The 23,459-nt window shown below is 58.5% G+C and carries 20 protein-coding genes and 4 pseudogenes; 16 read left to right on the top strand and 8 right to left on the bottom strand.

Features of this window, described 5'->3' with window-relative positions:
* Positions 1-25 precede the first annotated feature (25 nt).
* Both FFH90_RS15655 and FFH90_RS15660 read left to right on the top strand, forming a co-directional pair.
* Complete coding sequence (locus FFH90_RS15655; protein WP_019578879.1) at positions 26-952, top strand: helix-turn-helix domain-containing protein; 927 nt, start codon at positions 26-28, stop codon at positions 950-952.
* On the top strand, positions 949-1,401 hold the full coding sequence (locus FFH90_RS15660; protein WP_138867526.1) for a YMGG-like glycine zipper-containing protein: 453 nt from the start codon (positions 949-951) through the stop codon (positions 1,399-1,401). Before FFH90_RS15655 ends, FFH90_RS15660 begins: the two co-directional genes overlap by 4 nt.
* Here FFH90_RS15660 and FFH90_RS15665 read toward each other — a convergent pair.
* Genes FFH90_RS15665 through FFH90_RS15675 form a run of 3 tightly spaced genes read right to left on the bottom strand, consistent with a single transcriptional unit; the run spans position 1,386 to position 5,077 of the window.
* The gene (locus tag FFH90_RS15665) at positions 1,386-2,417 is read right to left on the bottom strand and encodes a DUF2955 domain-containing protein (RefSeq protein ID WP_138867527.1); all 1,032 of its coding nucleotides are present in this window, start codon (positions 2,415-2,417) and stop codon (positions 1,386-1,388) included. The two genes, FFH90_RS15660 and FFH90_RS15665, sit on opposite strands and share 16 nt — an antisense overlap.
* Complete coding sequence (locus tag FFH90_RS15670; protein WP_111453324.1) at positions 2,407-3,546, bottom strand: HlyD family secretion protein; 1,140 nt, start codon at positions 3,544-3,546, stop codon at positions 2,407-2,409. The genes FFH90_RS15665 and FFH90_RS15670 overlap by 11 nt, the downstream gene beginning before the upstream one ends.
* Entirely contained in the window at positions 3,539-5,077 is a 1,539-nt protein-coding gene (locus tag FFH90_RS15675) for an efflux transporter outer membrane subunit (protein ID WP_138867528.1), read from the bottom strand. Before FFH90_RS15675 ends, FFH90_RS15670 begins: the two co-directional genes overlap by 8 nt.
* Before the next feature lie 206 nt (positions 5,078-5,283).
* Here FFH90_RS15675 and FFH90_RS15680 point away from each other — a divergent pair, with 206 nt between their 5' ends.
* On the top strand, positions 5,284-5,805 hold the full coding sequence (locus FFH90_RS15680; RefSeq protein ID WP_019578884.1) for a transporter suffix domain-containing protein: 522 nt from the start codon (positions 5,284-5,286) through the stop codon (positions 5,803-5,805).
* Positions 5,806-5,811: 6 nt separating this feature from the next.
* On the opposite strand, the gene FFH90_RS15685 is transcribed toward FFH90_RS15680, so the two are convergent.
* Together FFH90_RS15685 and FFH90_RS15690 are read right to left on the bottom strand one after the other, a co-directional pair.
* Entirely contained in the window at positions 5,812-6,444 is a 633-nt protein-coding gene (locus tag FFH90_RS15685; RefSeq protein WP_018925859.1) for a response regulator transcription factor, read from the bottom strand.
* Between the two features lie 33 nt (positions 6,445-6,477).
* Complete coding sequence (locus FFH90_RS15690) at positions 6,478-7,839, bottom strand: cache domain-containing protein (protein WP_018925860.1); 1,362 nt, start codon at positions 7,837-7,839, stop codon at positions 6,478-6,480.
* Positions 7,840-8,081: 242 nt separating this feature from the next.
* Between FFH90_RS15690 and FFH90_RS15695 the strand changes: the two genes are divergently transcribed.
* The 3 genes from FFH90_RS15695 to FFH90_RS15705 all read left to right on the top strand — a co-directional run bounded on the left by FFH90_RS15695 (position 8,082) and on the right by FFH90_RS15705 (position 12,438).
* Positions 8,082-10,139, top strand: coding sequence for a carbon starvation CstA family protein (locus tag FFH90_RS15695; protein WP_138867529.1), 2,058 nt, complete (start codon positions 8,082-8,084; stop codon positions 10,137-10,139).
* A 14-nt stretch (positions 10,140-10,153) separates the two neighbouring features.
* Entirely contained in the window at positions 10,154-10,351 is a 198-nt protein-coding gene (locus FFH90_RS15700) for a YbdD/YjiX family protein (RefSeq protein WP_007938220.1), read from the top strand.
* 323 nt (positions 10,352-10,674) lie between these two features.
* Positions 10,675-12,438, top strand: a complete 1,764-nt coding sequence (locus FFH90_RS15705; RefSeq protein WP_138867530.1) for a SulP family inorganic anion transporter — start codon at positions 10,675-10,677, stop codon at positions 12,436-12,438.
* 75 nt (positions 12,439-12,513) lie between these two features.
* Here the strand turns inward: FFH90_RS15705 and FFH90_RS15710 are convergent.
* Positions 12,514-12,625: pseudogene (locus FFH90_RS15710) on the bottom strand (ornithine carbamoyltransferase); the annotation flags it as partial.
* Between the two features lie 1,178 nt (positions 12,626-13,803).
* On the opposite strand from FFH90_RS15710, the gene FFH90_RS15720 reads away from it, so the two are divergent.
* The 4 genes from FFH90_RS15720 (at position 13,804) to FFH90_RS15735 (ending at position 17,785) form a co-directional block, all read left to right on the top strand.
* Complete coding sequence (locus FFH90_RS15720; RefSeq protein WP_138867531.1) at positions 13,804-15,213, top strand: circularly permuted type 2 ATP-grasp protein; 1,410 nt, start codon at positions 13,804-13,806, stop codon at positions 15,211-15,213.
* 3 nt (positions 15,214-15,216) lie between these two features.
* On the top strand, positions 15,217-16,167 hold the full coding sequence (locus FFH90_RS15725) for an alpha-E domain-containing protein (RefSeq protein WP_019578892.1): 951 nt from the start codon (positions 15,217-15,219) through the stop codon (positions 16,165-16,167).
* Positions 16,164-16,961, top strand: a complete 798-nt coding sequence (locus tag FFH90_RS15730) for a transglutaminase family protein (protein ID WP_138867532.1) — start codon at positions 16,164-16,166, stop codon at positions 16,959-16,961. The genes FFH90_RS15725 and FFH90_RS15730 overlap by 4 nt, the downstream gene beginning before the upstream one ends.
* An 80-nt stretch (positions 16,962-17,041) precedes the next feature.
* Complete coding sequence (locus FFH90_RS15735) at positions 17,042-17,785, top strand: proteasome-type protease (RefSeq protein WP_138867533.1); 744 nt, start codon at positions 17,042-17,044, stop codon at positions 17,783-17,785.
* A gap of 80 nt (positions 17,786-17,865) precedes the next feature.
* On the opposite strand, the pseudogene FFH90_RS15740 reads toward FFH90_RS15735, so the two are convergent.
* Positions 17,866-18,003: pseudogene (locus FFH90_RS15740) on the bottom strand (OprD family outer membrane porin); the annotation flags it as partial.
* Between the two features lie 213 nt (positions 18,004-18,216).
* Here FFH90_RS15740 and FFH90_RS15745 point away from each other — a divergent pair.
* From FFH90_RS15745 to FFH90_RS30705, 6 genes and pseudogenes are all read left to right on the top strand, one after another.
* Positions 18,217-18,948 (top strand): GntR family transcriptional regulator, encoded by a 732-nt coding sequence (locus FFH90_RS15745; protein ID WP_111453331.1) that lies wholly within the window; start codon positions 18,217-18,219, stop codon positions 18,946-18,948.
* 136 nt (positions 18,949-19,084) lie between these two features.
* Positions 19,085-20,374: an MFS transporter gene (locus FFH90_RS15750; protein WP_138867534.1), complete on the top strand. Its 1,290-nt coding sequence runs from the start codon at positions 19,085-19,087 to the stop codon at positions 20,372-20,374.
* A gap of 28 nt (positions 20,375-20,402) precedes the next feature.
* A complete protein-coding gene (locus tag FFH90_RS15755; RefSeq protein ID WP_018925911.1) occupies positions 20,403-21,248 on the top strand; it encodes an amidohydrolase in 846 nt (281 codons plus the stop codon).
* A 157-nt stretch (positions 21,249-21,405) separates the two neighbouring features.
* A complete protein-coding gene (locus FFH90_RS29990) occupies positions 21,406-21,549 on the top strand; it encodes a hypothetical protein (protein ID WP_168206167.1) in 144 nt (47 codons plus the stop codon).
* Positions 21,546-22,931: a GntP family permease gene (locus FFH90_RS15760; protein ID WP_032833722.1), complete on the top strand. Its 1,386-nt coding sequence runs from the start codon at positions 21,546-21,548 to the stop codon at positions 22,929-22,931. Before FFH90_RS29990 ends, FFH90_RS15760 begins: the two co-directional genes overlap by 4 nt.
* A gap of 108 nt (positions 22,932-23,039) precedes the next feature.
* Positions 23,040-23,180 (top strand): annotated as a pseudogene (locus FFH90_RS30705) (hypothetical protein); the annotation flags it as partial.
* Here the strand turns inward: FFH90_RS30705 and FFH90_RS15765 are convergent.
* Positions 23,166-23,315 (bottom strand): annotated as a pseudogene (locus FFH90_RS15765) (hydrolase); the annotation flags it as partial. The pseudogenes FFH90_RS30705 and FFH90_RS15765 sit on opposite strands and share 15 nt — an antisense overlap.
* Between the last annotated feature and the right edge of the window lie 144 nt (positions 23,316-23,459).

The following is a 23,459-nucleotide window of genomic DNA, read 5'->3' on the forward strand; positions in this document are numbered from 1 at the left end:
CCAAACGAGTGCGTAAGGTCACCCCATGACAGCGTGCAATCCGTTACAGGTTCAAGCCTTCAACACCGCCGACGTGGCTGAGCAGATCCGCGCCACACCGGGTTGGGTGCAGCACTATCAGCAGATGTCACCGGGGCATTTCGCCGGGCGGGTGCGCTATCTGGACTTGCAAGGCGTGGAGATTTACGAAGAGCAGATGAACACCCGGGTCGAGCAGAATTTCAGCGCCCCCGAAGGTTCACTGGCGTTCTGTTTCGATCGCAACGACAACTCGCTGTACATGTTGAACGGCGAGAGCCGCAACATCTGGATCACCCCGGAGAACTACCAGGAAATCGCCGTGGTGTTCGGGCCGCAATTCGTTCAACGGCATGGCCTGGACGTGGCGCGGCTCGAAGGCTTGTTCATGTCGCCGCTCAATTGCGGGCAGAACGCGCTGTTCAGCCGCTGGTTGAGCGGCACCTTGACGCGACTGGAGCAGACGCTGGATCCGCCGAGCAAAGAGGCATTGACCCAGCAGTTGCTGGAGGACTGTTTGTTCATCCTCGATAACGCCTGTGTGTGCCTGGATCGCGCAGGCTTGCAGCGTCGGGCCGAAGAGCGAACGATCATGAAGCGCGTCGCCGAATGGGCCGCCGATACCCCGGAAGAAACCCTCAACTTGCTGGAACTGTCCCAGGTGGCCGGGGTTTCGTTGCGTCAGTTGCAGCACGCGTTCAAGGCGTACACCGGGATGACGCCCTCGCATTGGTTGCGCTTGCGCCGGCTCAACAGTGCGCGCCGTGAGTTGCTCAGCCGAACGGCCAGCGACACGACAGTCGCGCAAGTGGCGATGCACTGGTCGTTCTGGCATTTGGGGCGGTTTTCCAGCAGTTATCGAGCGTTGTTCCAGGAGCTTCCCAGCCAGACGCTCGCCCGCCAACACAGTGGACCTTGTCGGAGGTCATCATGAGTCGGTTATCGTCTTTCAGTCTGTGTGTCGTAGTGTCGATGGCCTGTACGCAGGTCCAGGCCGAAGCGGTTGTGCCGTTGAAAGGGCAGAGTTCGCAACAAACCCAGCTGGACATCAACGATTGCCGCAACGTCGCGGCGAGTCAGAGTTCCTCAACCCCACCACCCTCGGGCGGGCGACTGCGCGGTGCTGCGGTGGGTGCCGCTGCCGGGGCGGTGGGCGCTGAGGTGCGGGGGCGTCAGCATGACGAGTTTTACGAGGGGGTCGACGACGATGTGAAACAGGAATATCGCCAGAACCGGGCCGGGCAAACCGCAGCGGCGGGCGCAGTGGTTGGTGGCGCGCGCCAGCGTCAGGAGCGTCGGGCGCAGCAACAGACCAACGCGTCGACCAGTTCAACCGCCTATACCAGCTGCCTGCAAGGGCGGGGTTATCAGGTAACGCCCTGAGCACCGGGCGTTCGCTGCCGCTGTTCAATCAGGTGAACCATCAGGTCGGCATAGAGCGTGAGGGCGATAAACAACCCCATGCGCACGGCGAAGGCGGTATAGACGTCTTTGCCGGCAAGACTGTCCTGCACCGACTGGCCCAGCAGGATGATCAGCGTGACCAGGCTGTTGAGCCAGAACCCCGGGGTTTGTCGAGTCGGACTCAGGGCATAGAGCTTGCGCGCCAACAGCAAGCCGAACAGCAGCATCCACAGAAAGAACATCCACAAGTGCACGAACAGGCTGAGCGCGCACCAGAACATAATGGCCAACAGCCCGCCCATCAAGGTCGAGCCGAGCAGTTCGCGACTGGCGTTGCGCGTCGTTACCGTCGAACTCTGCTGGCCCAGACTGACCGCTTTCAAAATGATCGGCAGATAGCTGGCCGGGTCGATCAGCGCCAACAGGAACGCTGGGATCACGATCAGGGTGGCACGCAGCGCTATCCTTGGCACTTCTTGCGCCGGCATAGCGCTGGCGACAGGTGGCAAGGGTGCATTGGCCGGGTCGGGAAACAGCCAGTGACTGATCGCGACGACGATGACGGCGAGGAGCAAGGCCTTGACCAGGGCACCGATGACCATTATCGCCAGATCGAACTCGGCAACGCCGGCCGAGGAAATCATCGTCAGGCCGATGATCAGAAAGGTCACGACCAAGGTGTTGCCGCCGCGCAGCCCGAAACCAAAGGCCAGGAACAGACCGACACCGATCAGCAGCACGCCACTGAGGGGGTAATAACGCAGGACCGGGATCAGTAACAGCCCGATGCCGGTGGTCAGCATCGCAACCACTGCCAGCATCACGCCTGCCTTGAATGGCAGGGGTTTGTTAAGCGTGGCCAACAGCAACACGCAAAGCACCGACGCAATAAACGGAATCGGCAGTGCCAGGCCGAAGCTGATGGCCAGGCACAGCGCCGTGCCGACGGCCAGACGCGGCGCCCGTTGGAATCCGGGCGGGCGATCAGTAGGCATAAGACAACCAACTCATCAGCCAGAAAAACAGGCGTCCCAAGGGATTCAGCGGATTATTCTGCGCAGGAAAGGCCATGACTTCGGCCTGGCCGCCGGCACGAATGGCGCGACTGTCACGTAGCACCTGCATCGCCTCGTCAGAAAATTCGATGATCACCGGGAAGCGTTGGGCCGGACGCAACCAGTCGCGACTGTTTTGCACACTGGGCAAGGTGCCCGGCGCCGGCGTCTGCCCCACGCTGACGCCGTAGCCGACGCTGCGCACCCGCCCCTCGAAGACCTCGCCCGGCAGCGCGTCCAGCACGATCGCCACCGGAGTTCCAGGCTTGACCCGCCCCAGGTTGTTCTCGGTCATGTCCGCACTGATCCACACATCGTGAATGGCAATCAAGGTCATGACCGGCGTGCCGACCGCGGCGAATTGCCCGACGTCGGTGCGCAGGTCAGTAATCAAACCCGCCGAGCGCGCGCGGACCTGGGTGTTGGCCATGTCGAGTTCGGCTTTTGACAATGCCGTGGCGGCGCTGCGTAACAACGCGTTGTCTTCCTCGCTGCCGCCTTCCTGTTCCCGTGCTCGCTGGACTTCAGCACGGGCCGCGGCGACCTGGCTGACGGCCTGCTCACGGCTGGCCCGCGAAGCTTCCAGCAGGCGCACGGAAATGGTTCCGCGGTCTTGGCGGTACAGGCTTTCAAGGCGTTCGTTATCCTGCCGGGCCTTGAGTTCATTGGCCTGGGCCGCCCGCAACGAGGCTTGCGCGGAGGCAATGCCGGCAGTGCTGGCACCGATCTGCCGGCGGGTAGACTCAAGATCCGCGCGTGCGCGGTCGGCGGCTATTTGATAGGGCTGCTGATCGACCTCGAACAGCACATCGCCGGCCTTGACGTCCTGGTTGTTGCGCACATTCACGCGGATCACCTGACCGGCCACCTCGGCCGTCACCGGAATCACAAAGGCACCGACCCGAGCCTGTTGCGTATACGGCGTGAAACGGTCAGCCAACAGGTACCAGGCCAGGCTCAGGACGATCAGCAGCAGCACCCATTTGATGCCTTTTTTTGCCGGATCGGCAGCCGGTTCGGGCGCCTTGGAAGAGGGCGCTTCAGTGGCGGGCGGTGAGGGTTCACTCATCGGCTTTGACCTTGTCTGACGTGGAAGAGGGGGCTGGCGAAGGGACTGGTTCATGCAGCAGGTCGCCCCAGTCGGTGCGGTGTTCCATTTGTTGGCGCGTGCCTGGGTCGACGGTTGGCAGGGCGCTGTACCAGCCACCGCCGAGGGCTTTGTACAGGGCGATCAGGTTGCTCACGGCACTGCTGCGGCTGATCAGGTAATTGTCCTGTTGTTCGAGCAATGCGCGTTGGGCATCCAGCACCCGCTGGAAGTCCGAGTAGCCTTCGCGGTATTGGCTGTTGGCCAAACTCAGCGAGCGCTTGGCGGCGACCTGCGCTTCACTCAGGATGCGCTCGCGTTCCAGTGATTTGCTCAGGCCGCTGGCGGCATCATCGGCTTCGCGTGCAGCCTCGCGGACTTTGTCGCGATAAACCTCGATCAGCTGCTGCAATCGCGCATCCTGCACCCGCACGTTGTTGCTGATCTGACCGTGATCAAACAGGTTCCAGCGCAAACTGGGGCCGCCGATCAGGTCCAGGCTGTTGGAGGTGCCCTTCAGCGTGTCGGTCGACCAGACGATGCTGCCGAGCAAGGTCAGCGATGGATAGAAGTCGGTTTCTGCCACGCCGATCAGTGCCGATTGGGCGGCGACGTTGAGTTCGGCGGCGCGTACGTCCGGTCGACGCAACAGCAGGCTGGCGGGTACGTCTTGCAGCACGGCACGGTCTACCAGCGGAATCAGTCCCTGGTTTTCGAGCAATTGGGGCAGGGCGTTGGGCGGCTGTCCGATCAGTACGGCCAATGCGTTGCGGGTGCGCAGTACTTGCCCTTCAAGCTCCGGAATGCTGCTCAAGGTGCCGAGGTACTGGGTCTTGGCTTGTTGCAAATCGAGCTCGGCGCTCTGGCCACTGTTGAACAGTTTCTCGGTGATTTCAAAGTTGCGCTTTTGCTGTTCGGCGTTTTCCCGGGCGACGCGTAAACGCGCTTCGGTGGTGCGCAATGAGAAGTAAGTGTCGGCCACTTGAGCACGCAGCAGTACCAGTGCGTCTTCATAATTGGCTTGAGCCGCAAAGTAACTGGCATCTGACGACTCGATGGCCCGACTGAAACGTCCCCAGAAGTCCAGTTCCCAACCGACATCAAAACCCACGCTGTGTTGCCAGAAATGGCTGTCTTGCGGGTTGTTGCCGCCGTATTGCCGACGGTTGATGTACAAGCTCTCGGCGCTGGCCTGCTGCAGTTGCGGATAGCGTCCGCTTTGGGCAATCCCCAACCGGGCACGGGCTTCCATGACACGAAGGCCGGCAATTTTCAGGTTGGAATTGTGCGCATCCGCTTCGGCGATCAGCCCGTCGAGGACCGGGTCAGCGAACACTTGCCACCACTGGCGCACATCGGGATAGGCGCGTCTTTGGCTGGCCTGTTCAAGCGCAGGGCTGCTCCAGCGTTTTGTCCAGGCCTCGCCCGGGGCCTGGAAATCCGGTCCCAGACGCACGCAACCGCCAAGAGCGAGGGCACTCAGTAGAAGCAGCGGACCCGGGCGCGTCAGCATCGCAGTACTGTAAGTTGGTCACGGGAAAACCTCATCCGAGCGTCCCCAATGTTGAATGCCCTGGCTGTTGGGCGGGTTTGAACCGGTTTTGATTAGGTTAGTACAGCCAAGGCAAACACAAAGTCATGTTTGACAAACAGGGCATTGAGCAACTGCTACGCTTTTGAAAGTTATTCATTCGGGTGAATAAGAAGGGTACGAAGACCATGACCAGTCCCCAGGACGAGATTGCCCCCAGCTCTACCGGTTGGCGTTTCAAAGCAGGCATCGGGATTCTCAGTTTGACAGTGCTCGCCTGGCTGTTGGTGCCGCTCGCCGCCGCTGCGGATGTGCCCGGCCCAAAGATCGCGGCACTGACAGGCATTTTGTTTATCAGCAACAAGATTCTGCTGATCCTCGCCATCGCCGTCATGGGCAAGTCTGGTTTTCAGCAACTCAAGCGCAGCGTGTTTGGCTACGTTTCCACGCTCGCACCGACTGAACTGGAAGTAGGCCCGGCTCGCCATCGAATTGGCCTGGTGATGTTTTGCCTGCCACTGATTTCATCCTTTCTCGAGCCTTACGTGGACACACTGTGGCCGGGGCTGAGACCGAACCTCTGGCAGGTCCAGGCGCTGGGCGATGCCATGTTGGTCGGCAGCTTTTTCGTACTGGGCGGGAATTTCTGGGACAAGGTGCGTGCTTTGTTTATCCGCACGGCGCGTGTTGTCAACGTGAGTACGGTGTGAGTGCTTCTAACGAGAGATGATCCCGTGATCGATCGCGTATTTTACGAGGGCGGCGGGTTTGTCGATGTTGAGTTTGCGGCGGATGCTCAGGCGATGGGTTTCCACTGTGCGGACGCTGATGTCCAGCTCGCGAGCCATTTCCTTGTTGTTCAACCCCTGAGCCATTTTGTACAGCACCTGGCTCTCGCGTGGTGTCAGTTCGTTGTCGGTACTTTTATCGGCGATGAGCCGTTGGGCGATTTCGGCACTGTAGAACGTCCCACCACTGACAATGGCTTCGATGGCCGCAATGATTTCCCGTGAAGGCGCGTTCTTCAGCACATAGCCGCTGGCCCCCGAGCGAACCGATTCACTGACGTATTCGTAGTTGTCGTACATGCTCAGCACCAGCACCTTGAGCGACGGGTACTGGCTGCGCAACAGCCGGGTCAGCTCGAGCCCGTTGATATCCTTCAGGCTGATGTCGACCAGCAACAGATCCGGCTGACAGCGCCCGACCATCTCAATGGCATCGGCGCCATTCTCGGCTTCGCCCACCACTTCCAGCGGCGCCATGACCGCCAGCAGCGATTTGATTCCATCGCGGACCAGGGAGTGATCGTCGACCAGGGCGACGCGGATCGGGTAGGGCAGGTTCATCGCAGGCATTCACTCTAATTGTTATGGGGTGAGTCAGCGTTCTGTACCGGGTGGCTTCATCGGCAGCAGCACGTCCAGTTCACTTCTTCCCGGCATCGAGGTCAGGTCGAATCGACCGCCAAAATGCTCGACTCGCTCACGGATATTGCGCAGGCCAATGCCGGCCTGGCGACGTTCGACCTGGGCGACATTGAAACCTATGCCGTCATCGATCACCGTCAACCGTACGGACTTTTCGCAGCCGTGCAGGGTAATGATGACGTGTTTTGCCTGGGCGTGGCGTTCGATGTTGGTCAGGCCTTCTTGCACAATGCGAAACAGCGAGGCGGCGGCGCCATCGGCCAGGTGACAGTCGAATTCGTTATCGTTGAAGGTTACAACAAGACCGCTGCGTTGCTCGAACTCGGCGGCGAGTTGACCGATTGCCGCCGGCAGGCCGAGGGTGTCGAGCAATGATGAGCGCAGGTCGTGGGAGAGGCTGCGAACCTCGCCGATCGCTTCCCCCAGGCGCTCGGTGGCGTCTCTTAAAATGCTCAAGCCTTTGTCTTGGCCATTCTCCAGTACATGGCTGGCCAGTTCGAACTGAAACTTGATAGAGACCAGCAACTGGCTGATACCGTCGTGCAGCTCTCGGGAAACCCGCGAACGCTCCTCCTCCTGCAGGCTGACGATACGTTGGGTCAGGCGCTGCAGCTTTTTGTCGGCCAGGCGATGTTCGCTGACGTTCAGCGTCATGCCGCTGGCGAACACAAACAGCACCGCTACAAGCGCCACCGCGGCAATCGCCAGCATGGTTGTGCGGATGCCCTGAGCCACCTCGGCACGCGCTTGTTGGGTGGCGCGCTCAACATCTTCAAGGTAGATGCCGGTGCCGAGCATCCAGCCCCAACGATCGAGCATCACTACGTAGGCGAGCTTGTCGGTCACTTGGCCGGAAGAGGGTTTGTTCCAGGCGTAACGTTGAAAGCCTTCGCCGGATGCCGCGCTTTTGAGCAACGCCTGGATTACCGGCAGGCCGTGAGGGTCTTTCATGTCCCACAGGTATTGGCCCACCAGCTCTGACTGGCGTGCGTGCATCAGGCTGCGGCCTTCGCGGTCGTAGACGAAGAAGTAGCCATTGATGCCAAAACTGAGCTTGCGCAGTTCTTCCAGCACTTGTTGCTGTGCGTGTTCGTCACCACGGCCGTTGTCGTACAGCGGCGCGATCAGGCTTTGTGCCATTTCAACGTAGTTTTTCAGCTCTGCGCGCTTGCTGGCCAGAATGCTGTCTTCGATCAGTTGCGCCTGTTGATCACCCAATTGGCGGTTCAGGGAAATCACCAGCGCGCAGATGACCGCGATCGCCAACACCAGCGGCAGAATGCCGAGCGCGACGATTTTGTGTTTGAGCTGCATCTCTACTCCTGGCCAGACCGAGGGAGGGCGAAGGCCCGGCATCATATGCCAAAGATACGCGCCTCCAGTAGCGGTGCTGGACAGAATGACAAACCGTCTACGTAGAACTACGTAGACGCCACGTACGTAGTAACGCGGATTTATTTGTCGACAGCATGGGTGGATATTGGGCCCGCTCCGCAAAGCGGACACAATTATAATAATTACCGCCGCAGTCACTGACTGTCGGCAGGAGACACGCTATGCCCCGTCTGGCTAAACACCTCGCCTGGTTTGCCGTGGCTGTCTTGGGAGCGTTTGCGCTAAGTGTCGTGGCCCTGCGCCGCGGCGAAGCCATCAACGCCCTCTGGATCGTAGTCGCAGCCGTCGCTATTTATCTCGTCGCATACCGCTATTACAGCCTGTTCATCGCCACCAAGGTGATGCAGCTCGACCCCAATCGGGCCACTCCCGCCGTACTCAACAACGATGGTCTGGACTATGTGCCGACCAATAAACACGTACTCTTCGGTCATCACTTCGCAGCCATTGCCGGCGCGGGGCCGCTGGTCGGTCCGGTGTTGGCGGCGCAGATGGGCTATCTGCCCGGTACGCTGTGGCTGATTGCCGGCGTGGTGCTGGCCGGTGCGGTTCAGGACTTCATGGTCCTGTTCATGTCCACTCGCCGCAACGGCCGTTCCCTGGGCGACATGGTCCGTGAAGAAATGGGCCGCATCCCCGGGACCATAGCGCTGTTCGGCTGCTTCCTGATCATGATCATCATCCTCGCGGTGCTGGCGCTGATCGTGGTCAAGGCCCTGGCCGAGAGCCCGTGGGGCATTTTCACGGTGATGGCGACCATCCCGATCGCGATGTTCATGGGCATCTACATGCGCTACATCCGTCCGGGCCGTATTGGTGAAATCTCGGTGATCGGCGTGGCGTTGCTGCTCGGTTCGATCTGGCTGGGCGGGCAAATTGCTGCTGACCCGGTCTGGGCCAAAGCCTTTACCTTCACTGGACTGCAGATTACCTGGATGCTGATCGGCTACGGTTTCGTGGCGGCGGTGTTGCCGGTATGGCTGATTCTGGCGCCGCGTGATTACCTGTCCACGTTCCTCAAGATCGGCACCATCGTCGCCCTGGCGATCGGCATTCTGATCACCATGCCCGTGCTGAAAATGCCGGCATTGACCCAGTTCATCGACGGCACCGGGCCGGTGTGGAAGGGTGGGCTGTTCCCGTTCCTGTTCATCACCATTGCCTGTGGCGCAGTGTCCGGTTTCCACGCACTGATCGCTTCCGGCACCACGCCGAAGCTGCTCGCCAGCGAAGGCCATGCCCGTTACATCGGTTATGGCGGCATGCTGATGGAATCCTTCGTGGCGATCATGGCGATGGTGGCCGCTTCGGTGATCGAACCGGGTGTCTATTTCGCCATGAACAGCCCGGCGGCCCTTGTCGGCGCCGATGCTGTTTCGGTTGCACAGACAGTCAGCAGCTGGGGTTTCGCGATTACCCCGGAAGCGTTGCAAGCGGTGGCCAAGGACATCGGTGAAACCACCATCCTGGCCCGTGCCGGCGGTGCGCCGACCCTGGCGGTCGGTATCGCGCAGATCCTGCACCACGTGCTGCCGGGTGAAAACACCATGGCGTTCTGGTACCACTTCGCGATCCTGTTTGAAGCGCTGTTCATCCTCACTGCGGTCGATGCCGGTACCCGTGCCGGGCGTTTCATGCTGCAGGACTTGCTCGGCTCCTTCGTGCCGGCGCTGAAACGCACCGAATCCTGGACCGCCAACCTGATCGCCACCGCCGGTTGCGTGGCGATGTGGGGTTACCTGCTGTACCAAGGCGTGATCGACCCGTTGGGCGGGATCAACACCTTGTGGCCACTGTTCGGTATCTCCAACCAGATGCTGGCCGGTATCGCGCTGATGTTGGCAACCGTTGTGCTGATCAAAATGAAACGCCAACGCTATGTGTGGGTGACCATGCTGCCAGCGGTATGGCTGCTGATCTGCACCACCACTGCAGGCTTCATCAAGCTGTTCGACGCCAACCCGGCGATCGGCTTCCTGTCGCTGGCGAAGAAGTACAGCGATGCCCTGGCCAACGGTCAGGTGCTGGCGCCGGCCAAGAGCATCGAGCAGATGCAGCATGTGATCTACAACGCCTACACCAACGCAACGCTGACGGTGTTGTTCCTGCTCGTGGTGTTCAGCATCCTGTTCTTTGCGCTCAAGGTCGGTATCGCCGCCTGGGGCACCAAAGAACGTACGGATAAAGAAGCGCCATTCCATGCGCTGCCAGATGCTTGATCGAGGAGGGCAGAATGTTCAATGACCTGAGTCGCCTCGGTAAATACCTCGGTCAGGCCGCGCGCCTGATGGTCGGCATGCCCGACTACGACAACTACGTCGAGCATATGCAAACCGAACACCCGGACAAGCCGGTGATGAGCTACGAGATGTTCTTTCGCGAACGCCAGGAGGCTCGTTACGGCGGTAAGGCAGGGCCGAAGTGTTGCTGACCTGACAGCCAGGTTGATCCAAACCCTGTGGGAGATTCTATGTTGCAGGACAACCCTGCAACGGTCGATTCGGTTGGTATTCGCTCTGGTTTTTCATCAGGGCGAACGCCCCTCATGATCGCTGATCATGTTCTAGACTCACCGGGGGCCTGATGGAGTTAAACGTCAAGAGCAGAAGGGCCGTCCACGCGATCTGGATAAAACGAATGAGCGGTCTGCAAGAGAAGGCAGGCGGTTATCGCGAGCCGGATTATCCGTTGCGGCGAATTCCCGAAAAATTCTGACGGATTGCCGAGCGAGTCTCCGCCAAGGGCTGCATTGCCATGAGTCATTCGGATATTGTGCCTCCCGTCCCGGAACCGGGGCGGATTGCGCACCGCAAGTCGAACGACGGCCAGACCCTCTGGGACCGCTGGTTCCCGGGACTGCGTACGTTGCGCGGATACCAAATGATTTGGTTGCGCCACGACCTCGTGGCCGGACTGGTGCTCACCACTATGCTGATACCCGTCGGCATCGCCTATGCGGTGGCATCGGGCGTACCCGGTATTTATGGGCTCTACGCAACGATCGTTCCATTACTCGCTTATGCGTTGTTCGGTCCCAGCCGGATTCTGGTGCTTGGGCCAGACTCTTCGCTGGCTGCTGTCATCCTGGCCGTCGTCTTGCCACTGTCCGGCGGCGATCCGCATCGCGCAATCGCCCTCGCGGGCATGATGGCGATCGTCTCGGGGGTGGTGTGCATCCTGGCTGGCATCGCGCGTCTGGGCTTCATTACTGAGCTGCTTTCCAAACCGATCCGCTACGGATACATGAACGGGATTGCGCTGGTGGTATTGATCAGTCAACTGCCAAAGTTTTTCGGTTTTTCGATCGAAACCGACGGGCCGCTGAGAAATGTATGGGAGATCGCTACAGCAGTGATGGCTGGGATAACCAACTGGGCCGCGTTCACGGTGGGCGCAAGTACTCTGTCGGTGATCCTGCTACTCAAGGGCAATAAACGCGTGCCGGGCATTCTGGTCGCAGTGGCAGGCGCGACCGTTGCCGTTGGTGTACTGGACCTTGCAGCTCGCGCCGGGGTGTCGGTCCTGGGATCGCTCCCACAGGGGCTGCCAGCATTCGCCATTCCCTGGATCACCAGGGCTGATATCGTCCCCGTCCTGATTGGTGGTTGTGCCGTCGCCCTCGTTTCGTTCGCCGACACCAGTGTGCTCTCTCGTGTCTATGCGGCGCGGACTCGTACTTATGTGGACCCGAACCAGGAAATGGTCGGGCTCGGCTTCGCCAATCTGACCGCCGGGCTTTTTCAGGGGTTTCCAATCAGCAGCAGTTCATCCCGGACACCCGTCGCCGAGGCCGCAGGCGCGAAAACCCAATTGACCGGTGTCGTCGGTGCGATCGCCGTTGCCTTATTGCTGATGGTGGCGCCGAACCTGTTGCAGAACCTGCCTACCAGCGCATTGGCGGCAGTGGTGATCGCATCCGCCATCGGCCTGATCGAAGTGACCGACCTGCGACGAATCTATCGCATCCAGCGCTGGGAATTCTGGCTGTCGATCGTCTGTACCATCGGTGTGGTCGTACTGGGCGCGATCGAGGGCATCGGCCTGGCCATCGTGATCGCCGTCATCGAGTTCCTGTGGGATGGCTGGCGCCCGTACTCGGCGGTTCTGGGCAGCCCGGAAAAGATCCGGGGTTACCACGATATCAAGCGCTATCCCGACGCGCGCCTTATCCCAGGCCTGGTTTTGTTTCGCTGGGATGCGCCTTTGTTTTTCGCCAATGCCGAGCTGTTCAATGACCGGGTACTGGACGCCGTGGCAACATCGCCTTCGCCCGTGCGTTGGCTGGTTGTAGCGTCGGAGCCGGTCACCAGCGTGGACGTAACTTCTGCCGATATGCTGGCTGAACTCGATGAAACCTTGCGTGGGGCGGGTATCAAGTTGTGCGTGGCCGAGATGAAGGATCCGGTCAAGGACAAGCTAAAGCGATTCGGGCTTTTCGCCAAGCTGGGCGAAACGGCGTTTTTTCCAACGATAGACGATGCGGTCGAAAGTTATCTCGTGATTTATCCAGTGGGTTAGCCCGCGCCAATGAGCTTCGCAGGCGGGATTTCCCGGGAAAGCAAAGCGCGCGTGGACGCTTGGATTTCACAGAACGAATGCCGGAAGGCAGTGCATGAACCGGGGGGGGCGGGTTGCCGGTGGCTTTCATCAAGTCCGTGTTGACCTGGTACGGCAACAGTTGCTTGATACGTTCGGCCCAGGCTTTGCCAAGTGAGGTTCATCGTGCTGATCGAGAGGCGAGCTGCGGGAAATCGTTCCCGGCCACAAAGGACGGTTTGTAATCATTTCCAGAGAGTGCGGGGCATTGATTCGGGAGTTCAATCTCTCGACAAAAGACTCGGCACCATCAAGGCTGCGGAAGCTCGCCATCCACAGACCCATGTGAACCCACCAACAATTCTGTGCAGGGTCTTTTTCAACATAAATCTTCATTGACGGCGCTCCAAAAAGGCAGGAATCAATCATCCTGATGTGTGCAGGCTCATCCTTTGCTTTCTGAGTACGCTGGCGGTGAGCAATCCATGGCATTGCGTCGTTGCGTGCCCGACAGCGTGTGCGCGATCAACCGGCAAACTATTGATCAGGATCAACTATCCTGATCTGTTTGCCCGCGGCCTGATGCCGTGCGTCGGACAGCAACTGTCTAGCTCAATGCCTATTGCGTTGTAGCTTGGCCATCGGGGCGTGGAATATGGTTTTGGCGTAGTACGGATGGTAAGGCTCAGTGTCGGGCCGTCCTCCATGCCTCACTACTTTGCAGCTTCGCTTCAGGCGTCATCTCCGGGTGCATTTTATTGACCATTAATAGTGCGTCGGTATTCATCAATGCGCCGCGCTGGACGCCTTGTATTACACGGAGAATAAAAACAGTGAGTAGGAATTTCCCGCTTGTAGGGCATAAAACTCAAATCAGTTGCCAAATGCACCATTTTCGTCCGATCCAGAGTTGTGCAAGTTACAAGTGGAAAAACCGTTTCAGTAGTCTTATCGATTTTCGTCTCAAAAATGAAACGATGTGTCGCTATTCCGGCTTGTCTAAGGGTTTTTCCGGTTTTTATCGGTCGTAACAATAGTTGGGCACAGCCCTTGCAAAAGTACTTTCAAACCACCGCTAGTGTGGTTTTTCATCGAAAAAAGATAATGGGGGAGCGTTATAAATGGGGCGCCAGAAATCAAACCGCAAAGGCCAAGTCTCTGGCGTCGGAACGCGTCAAGAGGTTGCCGAATTCATGCGGAATTTGTTTCCAAATGAGACAGGAAGTTAACGACGCACACTGAGGTGCTCAACAGAAACAGTACTCACTAAAACAACGTAAGGCCTAATTTTATTGAAATAGCGAAGTTATAAGAAAATGCCGTCTGTATCGCGGCAAGGAGTAGGGTATGTCCCGAGCTTTTTTTAACGAAATGTATGATGCGAGTGGTGGCTGCCGCCCACATTACCAGGAGTTCGCACGTTGGTTGGCGGACACACCTCTGGAGTTACTGGATCAACGTCGTCGCGAAGCCGACCTGTTGTTCCACCGAGCCGGCATCACCTTCACTTTATACGGGGACGAGCAGGGCACCGAACGGTTGATTCCGTTCGACATCATTCCGCGCAGCATCAAGGCCAGCGAATGGCAAATGGTCGAGAAGGGCTGCATTCAGCGGGTCCAGGCATTGAACATGTTCCTGGACGACATCTACCACGGGCAACGTATTCTCAAGGAGGGCATCATTCCGGCCGAACAGGTATTGGCCAATGAGGGTTATCAGGTCGCCATGCAGGGCCTGAATCTGCACCGGGGCCTCTACGCCCACATCGCCGGGGTCGATCTGGTCCGCGACGGCGATGGCAGCTACTACGTACTGGAAGACAATCTGCGCACTCCCAGCGGCGTCAGCTACATGCTTGAAGACCGCAAGATGATGATGCGTTTGTTCCCCGAGCTCTTCGCCGCCCAGCGTGTGGCGCCCATCGATCACTACCCGAACCTGCTGCTGGACACCTTGAGGAGCTCCAGTCCGCTGGACAATCCCACGACCGTGGTGCTGACCCCGGGCCGCTTCAACAGCGCTTACTTCGAGCATGCGTTCCTGGCCCGTGAAATGGGCGTAGAACTGGTTGAAGGCGCAGATCTGTTTGTCCGCGACGATCACGTTTATATGCGCACCACCGCTGGCCCCAGACAGGTGGACGTCATTTACCGCCGTCTCGACGATGCGTATCTCGATCCACTGTCGTTCAACCCGGACTCCATGCTCGGCGTACCGGGCCTGATTGCCGCTTACCGCTCAGGCAACGTGGTGCTGGCGAACGCCGTCGGCACCGGCGTGGCCGACGACAAGTCGATCTATCCCTATGTCGGCGACATGATCCGCTTCTATCTTGCCGAGGAACCGATCCTCAAGAACGTGCCTACCTGGCAATGCCGCAAACCGGAAGAGTTGTCCCATGTGTTGGCGAATCTGCCTGAGCTGGTGGTCAAGGAAACCCAGGGCTCCGGTGGCTACGGCATGCTGGTCGGCCCGGCGGCCACGGCGGCGGAAATCGAAGACTTCCGCGCGCGCCTCAAGGCACGCCCCGAAGCTTATATCGCCCAACCAACCCTGTGCCTGTCGACGTGCCCGACCTTTGTCGAAAACGGCATCGCTCCACGCCACATTGACCTGCGCCCGTTTGTGCTGTCGGGCAGAGAAACCCGTCTGGTGCCCGGTGGCCTGACCCGCGTGGCATTGCGCGAAGGCTCGCTGGTGGTGAACTCGTCTCAGGGCGGCGGCACCAAAGACACTTGGGTAGTGGAGGACTAAGACATGCTTTCAAGAACCGCTTCGGACCTCTACTGGATGTCCCGTTACCTGGAGCGCGCCGAAAACCTGGCGCGCATGCTCGAAGTCAGTTACTCGTTGTCGTTGATGCCTCAGGCGGGGCGTACCGATGGCCGCGCCGAACTGGCAATGTCGCTGCTCGCCGCCGGTACGCTGGACGATTACAACGAGCGTTATGGAGAGCTCAACACCGAACGCATGTTGCACTTCTTCGCGCTGGATGAAACCAACCCCGGGAGTATCTATTGCTGTTTGCAAGCCGCGCGAGCCAATGCTCATGCCGTGCGCGGACGCATCACCGCCGACATGTGGGAGAACATCAACGCCACCTGGCTGGAGATGCGCAACATCGCCAGCAATGGTCTGGCGCGCTATGGCATCAGCCATTTCTGCGAGTGGGTCAAGGAGCGTTCGCACCTGTTCCGCGGTGCGACCTCGGGCACCATCATGCGCAACGATGCCTACTGCTTCATTCGCCTGGGGACTTTCCTTGAGCGGGCAGACAACACGCTGCGCCTGCTGGATGCACGCTACGAAATGTTCGGCGAGGAGTCGGAGGAGGTGAGTGACAACTCCGCGCGCGGCTACTACCAGTGGAGTGCCTTGCTGCGAGCCTTGTCGTCCTTCGAGGCGTTCAACGAGATCTACCGCAATGCGCCGGGCGCCGAGCAGGTCTCCGAGATGCTGTTGTTGCGTAGCGACGTCCCGCGTTCGTTGCACGCCTGTATCGAGGAACTGGACCATATCCTCGCCAGCCTGCCGGGCAGCAACGGGCGGGCCGCCCAGCGGTTGGCCGCCGAGTTGAATGCTCGGCTGCGCTACACCGGTATCGACGAGATTCTCGGCTTCGGTCTGCACCTTTGGCTGACTGACTTCATCTCCCAGGTTCGCCATCTCGGCCAGACCGTTCACGAGTCCTATCTGGAGGCCGTATGAAACTGTCCATACGTCACGACACCACCTACAGCTACGCCGATGAAGTCTGCACCAGCATTCAGTTCCTGCGTCTGACGCCGCAGAACAGTGAACGCCAGCGCATCCTGGAATGGCACCTGGAACTGCCGCGCCTGGTGCGCAGCCAGTTCGATCCGTACGGCAACATCCTGCATGTGTTGACGATGGACGAACCCCATGGGGCCTTGGTACTGACAGCTTATGGTCAGGTGGATATCGACTCGGACCGTGAGCTGGAGCGCGACAGCCAATCGCCTTTGCCGTTTTTGCGCACCAGTAAGCTGACGATAGCGGACGATGCCCTGAATGCCTTCGCCGTGCAGCACTGCGGCATACGGCGTGATCGAATGGCGTTGATCGACCTGATGCACGGCCTGGCCGACCGTATGGTCTACAACCCGGGCGCAACCACCGTGGACACCACGGCCGCCGAGGCGTTTGCGGGCGGAGGCGGGGTCTGTCAGGACCACACTCACGCCTTCCTGGCCTGCGCCCGTAGCCTGGGGATTCCTGCGCGTTATGTCTCCGGTTACTTGTGCACCGAAGATGAAAACCACTTGGCCAGCCATGCGTGGGCCGAAGCCTGGCTCGACGATGGTTGGTACAGCTTCGATGTCACCAACCGGCTGGCCCGGCCCGAACGCCATCTGAAACTGGCGGTGGGCCTGGACTACCTCGACGCCTGCCCGGTACGTGGCATGCGTCGTGGTGGCGGGGCCGAGTCGATGCTGGCGCGGGTACAGGTAACGTCGCTGTTTCAGGTTCAGCACCAATAAGCCTGAAACGTTCATCGTAATTGGCCATGCCGTCGGGGAGACGGTATGGCCTTTCATCCAGAATTCACGAGTAAGCGCAAATGACTTATTGCGTCGCTATGCACCTGGCCGACGGGATGGTGTTCATCTCCGACTCACGGACCAATGCCGGTATCGACCAGATTTCAACGTTTCGTAAGTTGTTTATTTTCAGCACGCCGGGCGAACGGCTGATTGTGTTGCAGACCGCGGGCAATCTGGCCACCTCGCAATCGGTGGTGAACTTGCTCAAGCAGCGTTGCAGCGGGCCTGGCTCGCACCTGTTGAATGTCCGCACACTCTATGACGCCACTGTGCTGGTGGCCGAAACCGTTCGCGAAGTCGTCGCCCGGGACCGTACCAAGTTGGCCGGCAAGACCGACTTGAGTTGCTCTTTTCTGGTGGGCGGGCAGATCGCGGAGGGGGCGATGGATGTGTACAGCATTTACCCGCAAGGCAACTTCATTCAGGCGACGGAGGACACGCCTTTCCTGCAATTGGGTGAAAGCAAGTACGGCAGGCCGATACTCGATCGCAACCTCACGTACCGCACATCACTCGAAGAGGGCCTGCGCTGCGGGCTGATCTCGTTCGACTCGACCATGCGCAGCAACCTGTCGGTGGGTATGCCGCTGGATCTGCTGGTGTTCAGAAAAGACAGTTTTGGTGGTGCAAAAAGTTATCGCATCACGGCCGACGACCCGTATTTCATGCGTATCCGTATGCAATGGGCCGCCGGACTGCAAGACATGCTTGCCGCATTGCCGGAGCCGCCTGACGCTTACATGTCGGGTGGCTGCCAATAAAACGCTGACTCTGCGTCAGCGCTGAAGTAAAGCGGCCGGGCCAGCGATTACCAAGTGCGCGATATCGTGATGTCGATTGGCTAAAGCAGCGGAATGCTGTAGCTCACGATCAAGCGATTCTGGTCCTGGTCACGCGCCGCCTCGCTGTTGGACTTGCCGTTGCGCCATCCAAATCCGACACCTTTAAGCGTGCCGGACTGAATCACATAGTCCAGATCAAGCCCACTACGGACGCGACGCCAGAGGAGATTTTAGAACAGGCTGAGCGGGTAGGGCTCTCTCGGATTGAGGCAGAGGGGCATTCCAGTTGACCTAGGCTCACCCACCTTTCGTCAGCGAGATCAGCAACCCTTGTTGACAGAAAAATGCATCAGGAGAATACTCGCCTCAAGATTCATATATATGACTATATAACAAGGTGAATAAAGTCGATGAACTCCTTATCCAGTGATGTCCGGCTACCGCTTTATCAGCGCCTGCGAGATCAGTTGGCTGAACAGATTGCCAACAATCGTTGGCGTCCCGGGGAGGCCATTCCCACCGAGGCTGCACTTTCAGCGGAGTACCAACTGTCCACTGGCACCGTACGCAAAGCGGTTGACGCGCTGGTCAGTGAGGGCGTTCTTGAGCGTCAGCAAGGTCGAGGCACCTTCGTTCGCCGGCCGCAGTTTCAATCGTCACTGTTCCGATTTTTCCGCTTCCAGACCGCTGCGGGCGAGCGCCAGGTGCCGGAGAGTCGCATCTTGTCGATTGAGCCGGTGGCCGCACCCTCGGCGGTGGCCCAAACGTTAGGCCTGCCAATCGACGCACCGGTTATTCGCATTGTTCGCGTACGTCTTCTCGATGTTCAGCCGGTACTTGCCGAAGAAATCTGGCTACCTCGCAGCCGGTTTCAGCCGCTGCTGGAGATCGACCTGAGTCGAAAAGGGCCGCTGTTGTATCCGATTTACGAAGAAGTCTGCGGTCAGGTCGTCGCTTCTGCCGAAGAAACACTCACCGCCGAGTCTGTAAACGACGTGCATGCGCGATTGCTGCAAGTACCGGTCAACAGTCCCGTGGTGGTGATCGAGCGTCTGGCGCGTGACTACGCCGGGACGCCTCTGGAATGGCGTCGCTCCCGTGGGCATGCCGAGCATTTCCGTTACAGCGTGGATATTCGCTAGCGCCTTGCCTCAATAGCGGATCGCTCATCGGCGCCTGATCTGCGCCGTCTTCATCGTCTTGCTTGCCATGCCTGGCCTCGTAGCGGCGCGGTTCGCTTTCGGCTGCCTCACGTTTCACTTATAAGGATAAGAAATCATGTTCAGCTGGTATCGCCAAGTCACTCCTCGGGAGCGCAAAACGTTCTGGGCCTGCTTCGGCGGATGGTCGCTGGATGCTCTGGAAGTACAAATGTTCGGCCTGGCCATTCCGGCGTTGATCGCTGCGTTCGCACTGACCAAGGGCGATGCCGGGCTGATCAGCGGCGCCACGCTGGTCACTTCGGCCATCGGCGGATGGGTAGGGGGGACGTTGTCCGACCGCTACGGCCGGGTGCGTACGTTGCAGTGGATGATTCTGTGGTTCTCCTTCTTCACCTTTCTGTCCGCCTTCGTCACAGGGTTCCATCAGTTGCTGATGGTCAAGGCACTGCAAGGCTTCGGCATTGGCGGTGAGTGGGCCGCCGGCGCGGTATTGATGGCCGAAACCATCAACCCGAAATACCGCGGCAAAGTGATGGGCACTGTGCAAAGTGCCTGGGCGGTCGGTTGGGGGCTGGCGGTCGGGGTATTTGCGCTGATTTATACGTTCGTACCGCAAGACATGGCCTGGCGTGTGATGTTTATCGTAGGCCTGCTGCCCTCGTTCCTGATCCTCTGGGTACGGCGTAATGTCGAGGAGCCTGACAGCTTCCAACGTTTGCAGAAAGAACACGCCATTCCACAGAGCTTCTTCAAATCCCTGGCCGGTATTTTCCGACCTGAACTGCTCCGCGTAACGCTGTTCGGCGGGTTGTTGGGCTTGGGCGCACATGGCGGATACCACGCGGTGATGACTTGGCTGCCGACATTCCTCAAGACCGAACGCAACCTGTCGGTGCTGAACTCCGGTGGCTACCTGGCCGTGATCATCTTTGCCTTCTGGTGTGGCTGCGTTGTTAGCGGATTCTTGATCGACCGTATTGGCCGCCGCAAAAACATCGTGTTGTTCGCGTTGTGCTGTGTCGTCACCGTGCAGTGTTATGTGTTCCTGCCGCTGACCAATACCCAGATGCTGTTTCTGGGGTTCCCGCTCGGCTTCTTCGCGGCAGGCATTCCTGCGAGTCTTGGTGCGCTGTTCAACGAGTTGTACCCAGCGGATGTACGCGGTGCCGGTGTCGGTTTCTGCTACAACTTTGGCCGGGTGCTCTCTGCAGTATTCCCGTTCCTGGTCGGTCACATGAGCGACTCCATGTCCTTGGGTTCGGCGATTGGCATCGACGCTGGGATTGCCTACGGCGTGGCGGTGATCGCGGCACTTTGTCTGCCGGAAACCCGTGGACGTAGCCTCGAAGCTTCGAGTGCATCGGTGCCAGCAACGGTCAACGGCAACGAGAGTGCGCGGGCCTGATGCCCTTTACCTTCTATAGATGAACGCTATGACTGACACCTGTTCTACGCCGATCACCGGCATCGACTCCCATGCTCATGTGTTTAGCCGTGATCTATGTCTGGTCGGTGCACGGCGCTATACCCCTGATTACGACGCCACGCTTGAGCAGTATCTGACGCACTTGCACGCTCATGGTCTGAGTCATGGCGTATTGGTGCAACCGAGCTTTCTCGGCACCGACAATAGCTACTTGCTGGCGGCGTTGAAGCAAGCGCCGGAGCAGTTGCGAGGCGTGGTTGTGCTGGAGCCAGGCGTCAGTCGCGCCATGTTGAATGACATGGATCACCTGGGCGTGGTCGGCGTTCGCTTGAACCTGATGGGTAAGGCGTTACCTGATTTTCGTAACAGTGCCTGGAGAGAGTTTTTCAGCCACATTGCTGATCTTGACTGGCATGTCGAGTTGCATAGGGAGGTAAAGGATCTGCCGGGACTGATCCATCAATTGACGCCGTTCGGTTTGAAGTTGGTGATTGATCACTTTGGTCGGCCGGATGCCAATTCGGGCGTCGATCAGCCCGGCTTTTGCGAGTTACTGGAGTTGGGATCGAAAGGTTCGATCTGGATGAAGGTATCGGGAATCTATCGTTTGGGAGGTACGCCGCAACAGAACATCAATTTCGCTCGAATGGCATTACCGCTGCTGGAACAAAGTTTCGGCCTTCGCCAGTTGGTGTGGGGCAGCGACTGGCCGCATACGCAGCATGAGCAAAGCATCGGTTTCAGCACCGTAGTCGATCAGTTGCAAGCCCTGGAGTGTTCGACGCAGGTTAGCTATTCGTTGCTGGTGCAAGTCCCTCGAAGGTTATTCGGTTTTGCGAAAGGCGAAAGCTGAAATTTACGCCTGCATTTGCAGATGACCATTCATCTCACCCATTTAAACGAATACATACAGAACATTCGAAGTGCGACCGTTGCAGTAAAACCTATCGTGGCTCATCGAGAAGTTCTGTGTAATAGCAGCATATTCCAATTACAAGAGAGTAGATTCCATGAACACGTCATCCAATGCCGAAGTTGAAAGCACCCAAACGATGTTTGGTTTATTGCGTGCGCCGACAGGCGTTACGGTTTCAAACTTCTCTTTCAAATCTGAGTGCAGTTTGAGCGCCAGCCCAACCGAGATCCTTTCATGACTCCCTTAGATGTAGACCTCTTACTGACCGCATTGGTGAGCGTCCTGGTGCTGGTGGCGCTCATCGTGTCGCGTCTCAAAATGCACCCGCTCCTGGCCTTGCTAGTAGTTTCCGTTGGCGTTGGCTTTGCAACCAGTATGGAACCAGAAACCATAGTCTCCCACTTGATCACCGGCGTCGGAAAGACACTGGGGGCAGTAGGGGTCGTAATCGCGCTTGGAGCGATGCTAGGCAAAATCCTTGCTGACGCAGGCGTCACAGAGCAGGTCGCCGAGGTCATCCTCAAGCGAACATCGGATCGGATGATACCTTGGGCCATGATGATGGTTGCATTTGTAATTGGCATTCCCATGTTTTTCGAGGTGGGCTTGGTGATCATGCTGCCGCTGATATTCAGCGTGGCGCGAAAGCTGGAAAGCCAGGCTCGCTTCAAAGGTTCAGCCTATGTGTATGTGGGTGTTCCGGTGATTGCGGCACTTGCAGCCATGCACGGGATGGTACCGCCGCACCCTGGCCCCTTGACGGCCATCGCCGCGCTCAAAACCTCGGTTGGGCCCACAATGCTCTATGGCTTCCTTGCGGCTATTCCTGCAATGATTTTAGGCGGCCCGCTTTATGGCGCATTCATTTCGCCGCGCATGAGCACTCGGCCCGATCAGGTTTTGCTAGATCAGTTCACCCTGGCTGAAAAAGCCGACGATCAACCAAGCACCAGCGTATGCCTTGGCGTGCTGGCAGCCTTGCTACCGGCGATCCTGATGCTGATTCATGCCGTCGCTGAGATGGTATTACCCAAGGACAATGCGATCCTGAAAATGGCTAGTTTCTTGGGCAATCCCCTGATCGCCATGCTCCTGGGCGTGCTGTTCGCAGGGGCAAGTCTGGTACTCGCGCGGGGCGGCGATGCGGGGCAATTGCGCGAATCCCTGGGCAAGAGCCTCAAGCCAATCGCCTCAATCATCATGATCATCGCCGGCGGTGGTGCCTTTCAGGAGCTGTTGACCAGCGCCAAGGTGGGCGATGCCATTGTGCACCTGACTCAGCAGTCTGCGTTCCCTCCGCTGATCTTGGGTTGGTTGATCGCGATGTTGCTCTCGGTATCTACCGGTTCTGCCACTGTCGGTATCGTTGGTGCTGCTGGCTTGCTGGCGCCGCTTGCAGGTGCTGATCCCAGCCTCAACCTGCCTCTGCTTGCCTTGTCCATAGGCTGCGGCTCGCTGTTCTTCAACTATGCGAACCATGCGGGCTTCTGGATGGTGAAGGAATCCTTCGGCATGACTATGGGCGAAGCCACCAAGACCATTTCGGTGGTTCAATCCATCGTAGCCGTGGTCGGTTTGATTGTGGTGTTGATGTTGAATGCGGCTGTCACGGTGGTTTGAGTCAGGATCTGTTCGCAGTTAGTAACCCTGCCCGAACGAGTTAGCCGAGGGGGGGAGATAGAGTTACGCTCCACAGGGTGTTTTACTCGGCTCTAACCCTAAAGTGTCGGCACGCGTAAGCCCCGACAGGTGAAGGTCTACAAAAAACCTCACACAGGCGAAGTTGTAGAAACGAAGGGCCCTTCAAGGGCCCTTTGTTGTATGCGCTTTCGAAATTGTAAGGCCGAATTAAGCTTAGCGCGCTGCTAATGCCGAGTAGCTGTTCATCAGGTTGCGATAATTCGGAATGCGCTGGGACAGCAGGTTACCCAGGCCTTCGATGTCGTTGCGCCAGTCGCCCTGCAATTCGCAAGCTACCGAGAACCAGTTCATCATTTGCGCACCTGGCGTGGCTCATGGTGAAATCCTTTATCGATGCGAGTTAGAGGTGTCGTTCAACATGGGCTCAGATTAATGATCTATGAAAAAAGGAAAAGAGGGTGGAAACGGTTTTACTGACAACTCAGGAGAGACAACACCTCAGAGCCT

The organism is Pseudomonas sp. ATCC 43928, from assembly GCF_005938665.2.
Classification (GTDB): Bacteria; Pseudomonadota; Gammaproteobacteria; order Pseudomonadales; family Pseudomonadaceae; genus Aquipseudomonas.

Excerpts from the sequence above, each read along its gene's own strand:
- FFH90_RS15655 (WP_019578879.1), top strand. The coding sequence starts at position 26 with ATGACAGCGTGCAATCCGTTACAGGTTCAAGCCTTCAACACCGCCGAC.
- FFH90_RS15660 (WP_138867526.1), top strand. The coding sequence starts at position 949 with ATGAGTCGGTTATCGTCTTTCAGTCTGTGTGTCGTAGTGTCGATGGCC.
- FFH90_RS15665 (WP_138867527.1), bottom strand. The coding sequence starts at position 2,417 with ATGCCTACTGATCGCCCGCCCGGATTCCAACGGGCGCCGCGTCTGGCC.
- FFH90_RS15670 (WP_111453324.1), bottom strand. The coding sequence starts at position 3,546 with ATGAGTGAACCCTCACCGCCCGCCACTGAAGCGCCCTCTTCCAAGGCG.
- FFH90_RS15675 (WP_138867528.1), bottom strand. The coding sequence starts at position 5,077 with ATGCTGACGCGCCCGGGTCCGCTGCTTCTACTGAGTGCCCTCGCTCTT.
- FFH90_RS15680 (WP_019578884.1), top strand. The coding sequence starts at position 5,284 with ATGACCAGTCCCCAGGACGAGATTGCCCCCAGCTCTACCGGTTGGCGT.
- FFH90_RS15685 (WP_018925859.1), bottom strand. The coding sequence starts at position 6,444 with ATGAACCTGCCCTACCCGATCCGCGTCGCCCTGGTCGACGATCACTCC.
- FFH90_RS15690 (WP_018925860.1), bottom strand. The coding sequence starts at position 7,839 with ATGCAGCTCAAACACAAAATCGTCGCGCTCGGCATTCTGCCGCTGGTG.
- FFH90_RS15695 (WP_138867529.1), top strand. The coding sequence starts at position 8,082 with ATGCCCCGTCTGGCTAAACACCTCGCCTGGTTTGCCGTGGCTGTCTTG.
- FFH90_RS15700 (WP_007938220.1), top strand. The coding sequence starts at position 10,154 with ATGTTCAATGACCTGAGTCGCCTCGGTAAATACCTCGGTCAGGCCGCG.
- FFH90_RS15705 (WP_138867530.1), top strand. The coding sequence starts at position 10,675 with ATGAGTCATTCGGATATTGTGCCTCCCGTCCCGGAACCGGGGCGGATT.
- FFH90_RS15720 (WP_138867531.1), top strand. The coding sequence starts at position 13,804 with ATGTCCCGAGCTTTTTTTAACGAAATGTATGATGCGAGTGGTGGCTGC.
- FFH90_RS15725 (WP_019578892.1), top strand. The coding sequence starts at position 15,217 with ATGCTTTCAAGAACCGCTTCGGACCTCTACTGGATGTCCCGTTACCTG.
- FFH90_RS15730 (WP_138867532.1), top strand. The coding sequence starts at position 16,164 with ATGAAACTGTCCATACGTCACGACACCACCTACAGCTACGCCGATGAA.
- FFH90_RS15735 (WP_138867533.1), top strand. The coding sequence starts at position 17,042 with ATGACTTATTGCGTCGCTATGCACCTGGCCGACGGGATGGTGTTCATC.
- FFH90_RS15745 (WP_111453331.1), top strand. The coding sequence starts at position 18,217 with ATGAACTCCTTATCCAGTGATGTCCGGCTACCGCTTTATCAGCGCCTG.
- FFH90_RS15750 (WP_138867534.1), top strand. The coding sequence starts at position 19,085 with ATGTTCAGCTGGTATCGCCAAGTCACTCCTCGGGAGCGCAAAACGTTC.
- FFH90_RS15755 (WP_018925911.1), top strand. The coding sequence starts at position 20,403 with ATGACTGACACCTGTTCTACGCCGATCACCGGCATCGACTCCCATGCT.
- FFH90_RS29990 (WP_168206167.1), top strand. The coding sequence starts at position 21,406 with ATGAACACGTCATCCAATGCCGAAGTTGAAAGCACCCAAACGATGTTT.
- FFH90_RS15760 (WP_032833722.1), top strand. The coding sequence starts at position 21,546 with ATGACTCCCTTAGATGTAGACCTCTTACTGACCGCATTGGTGAGCGTC.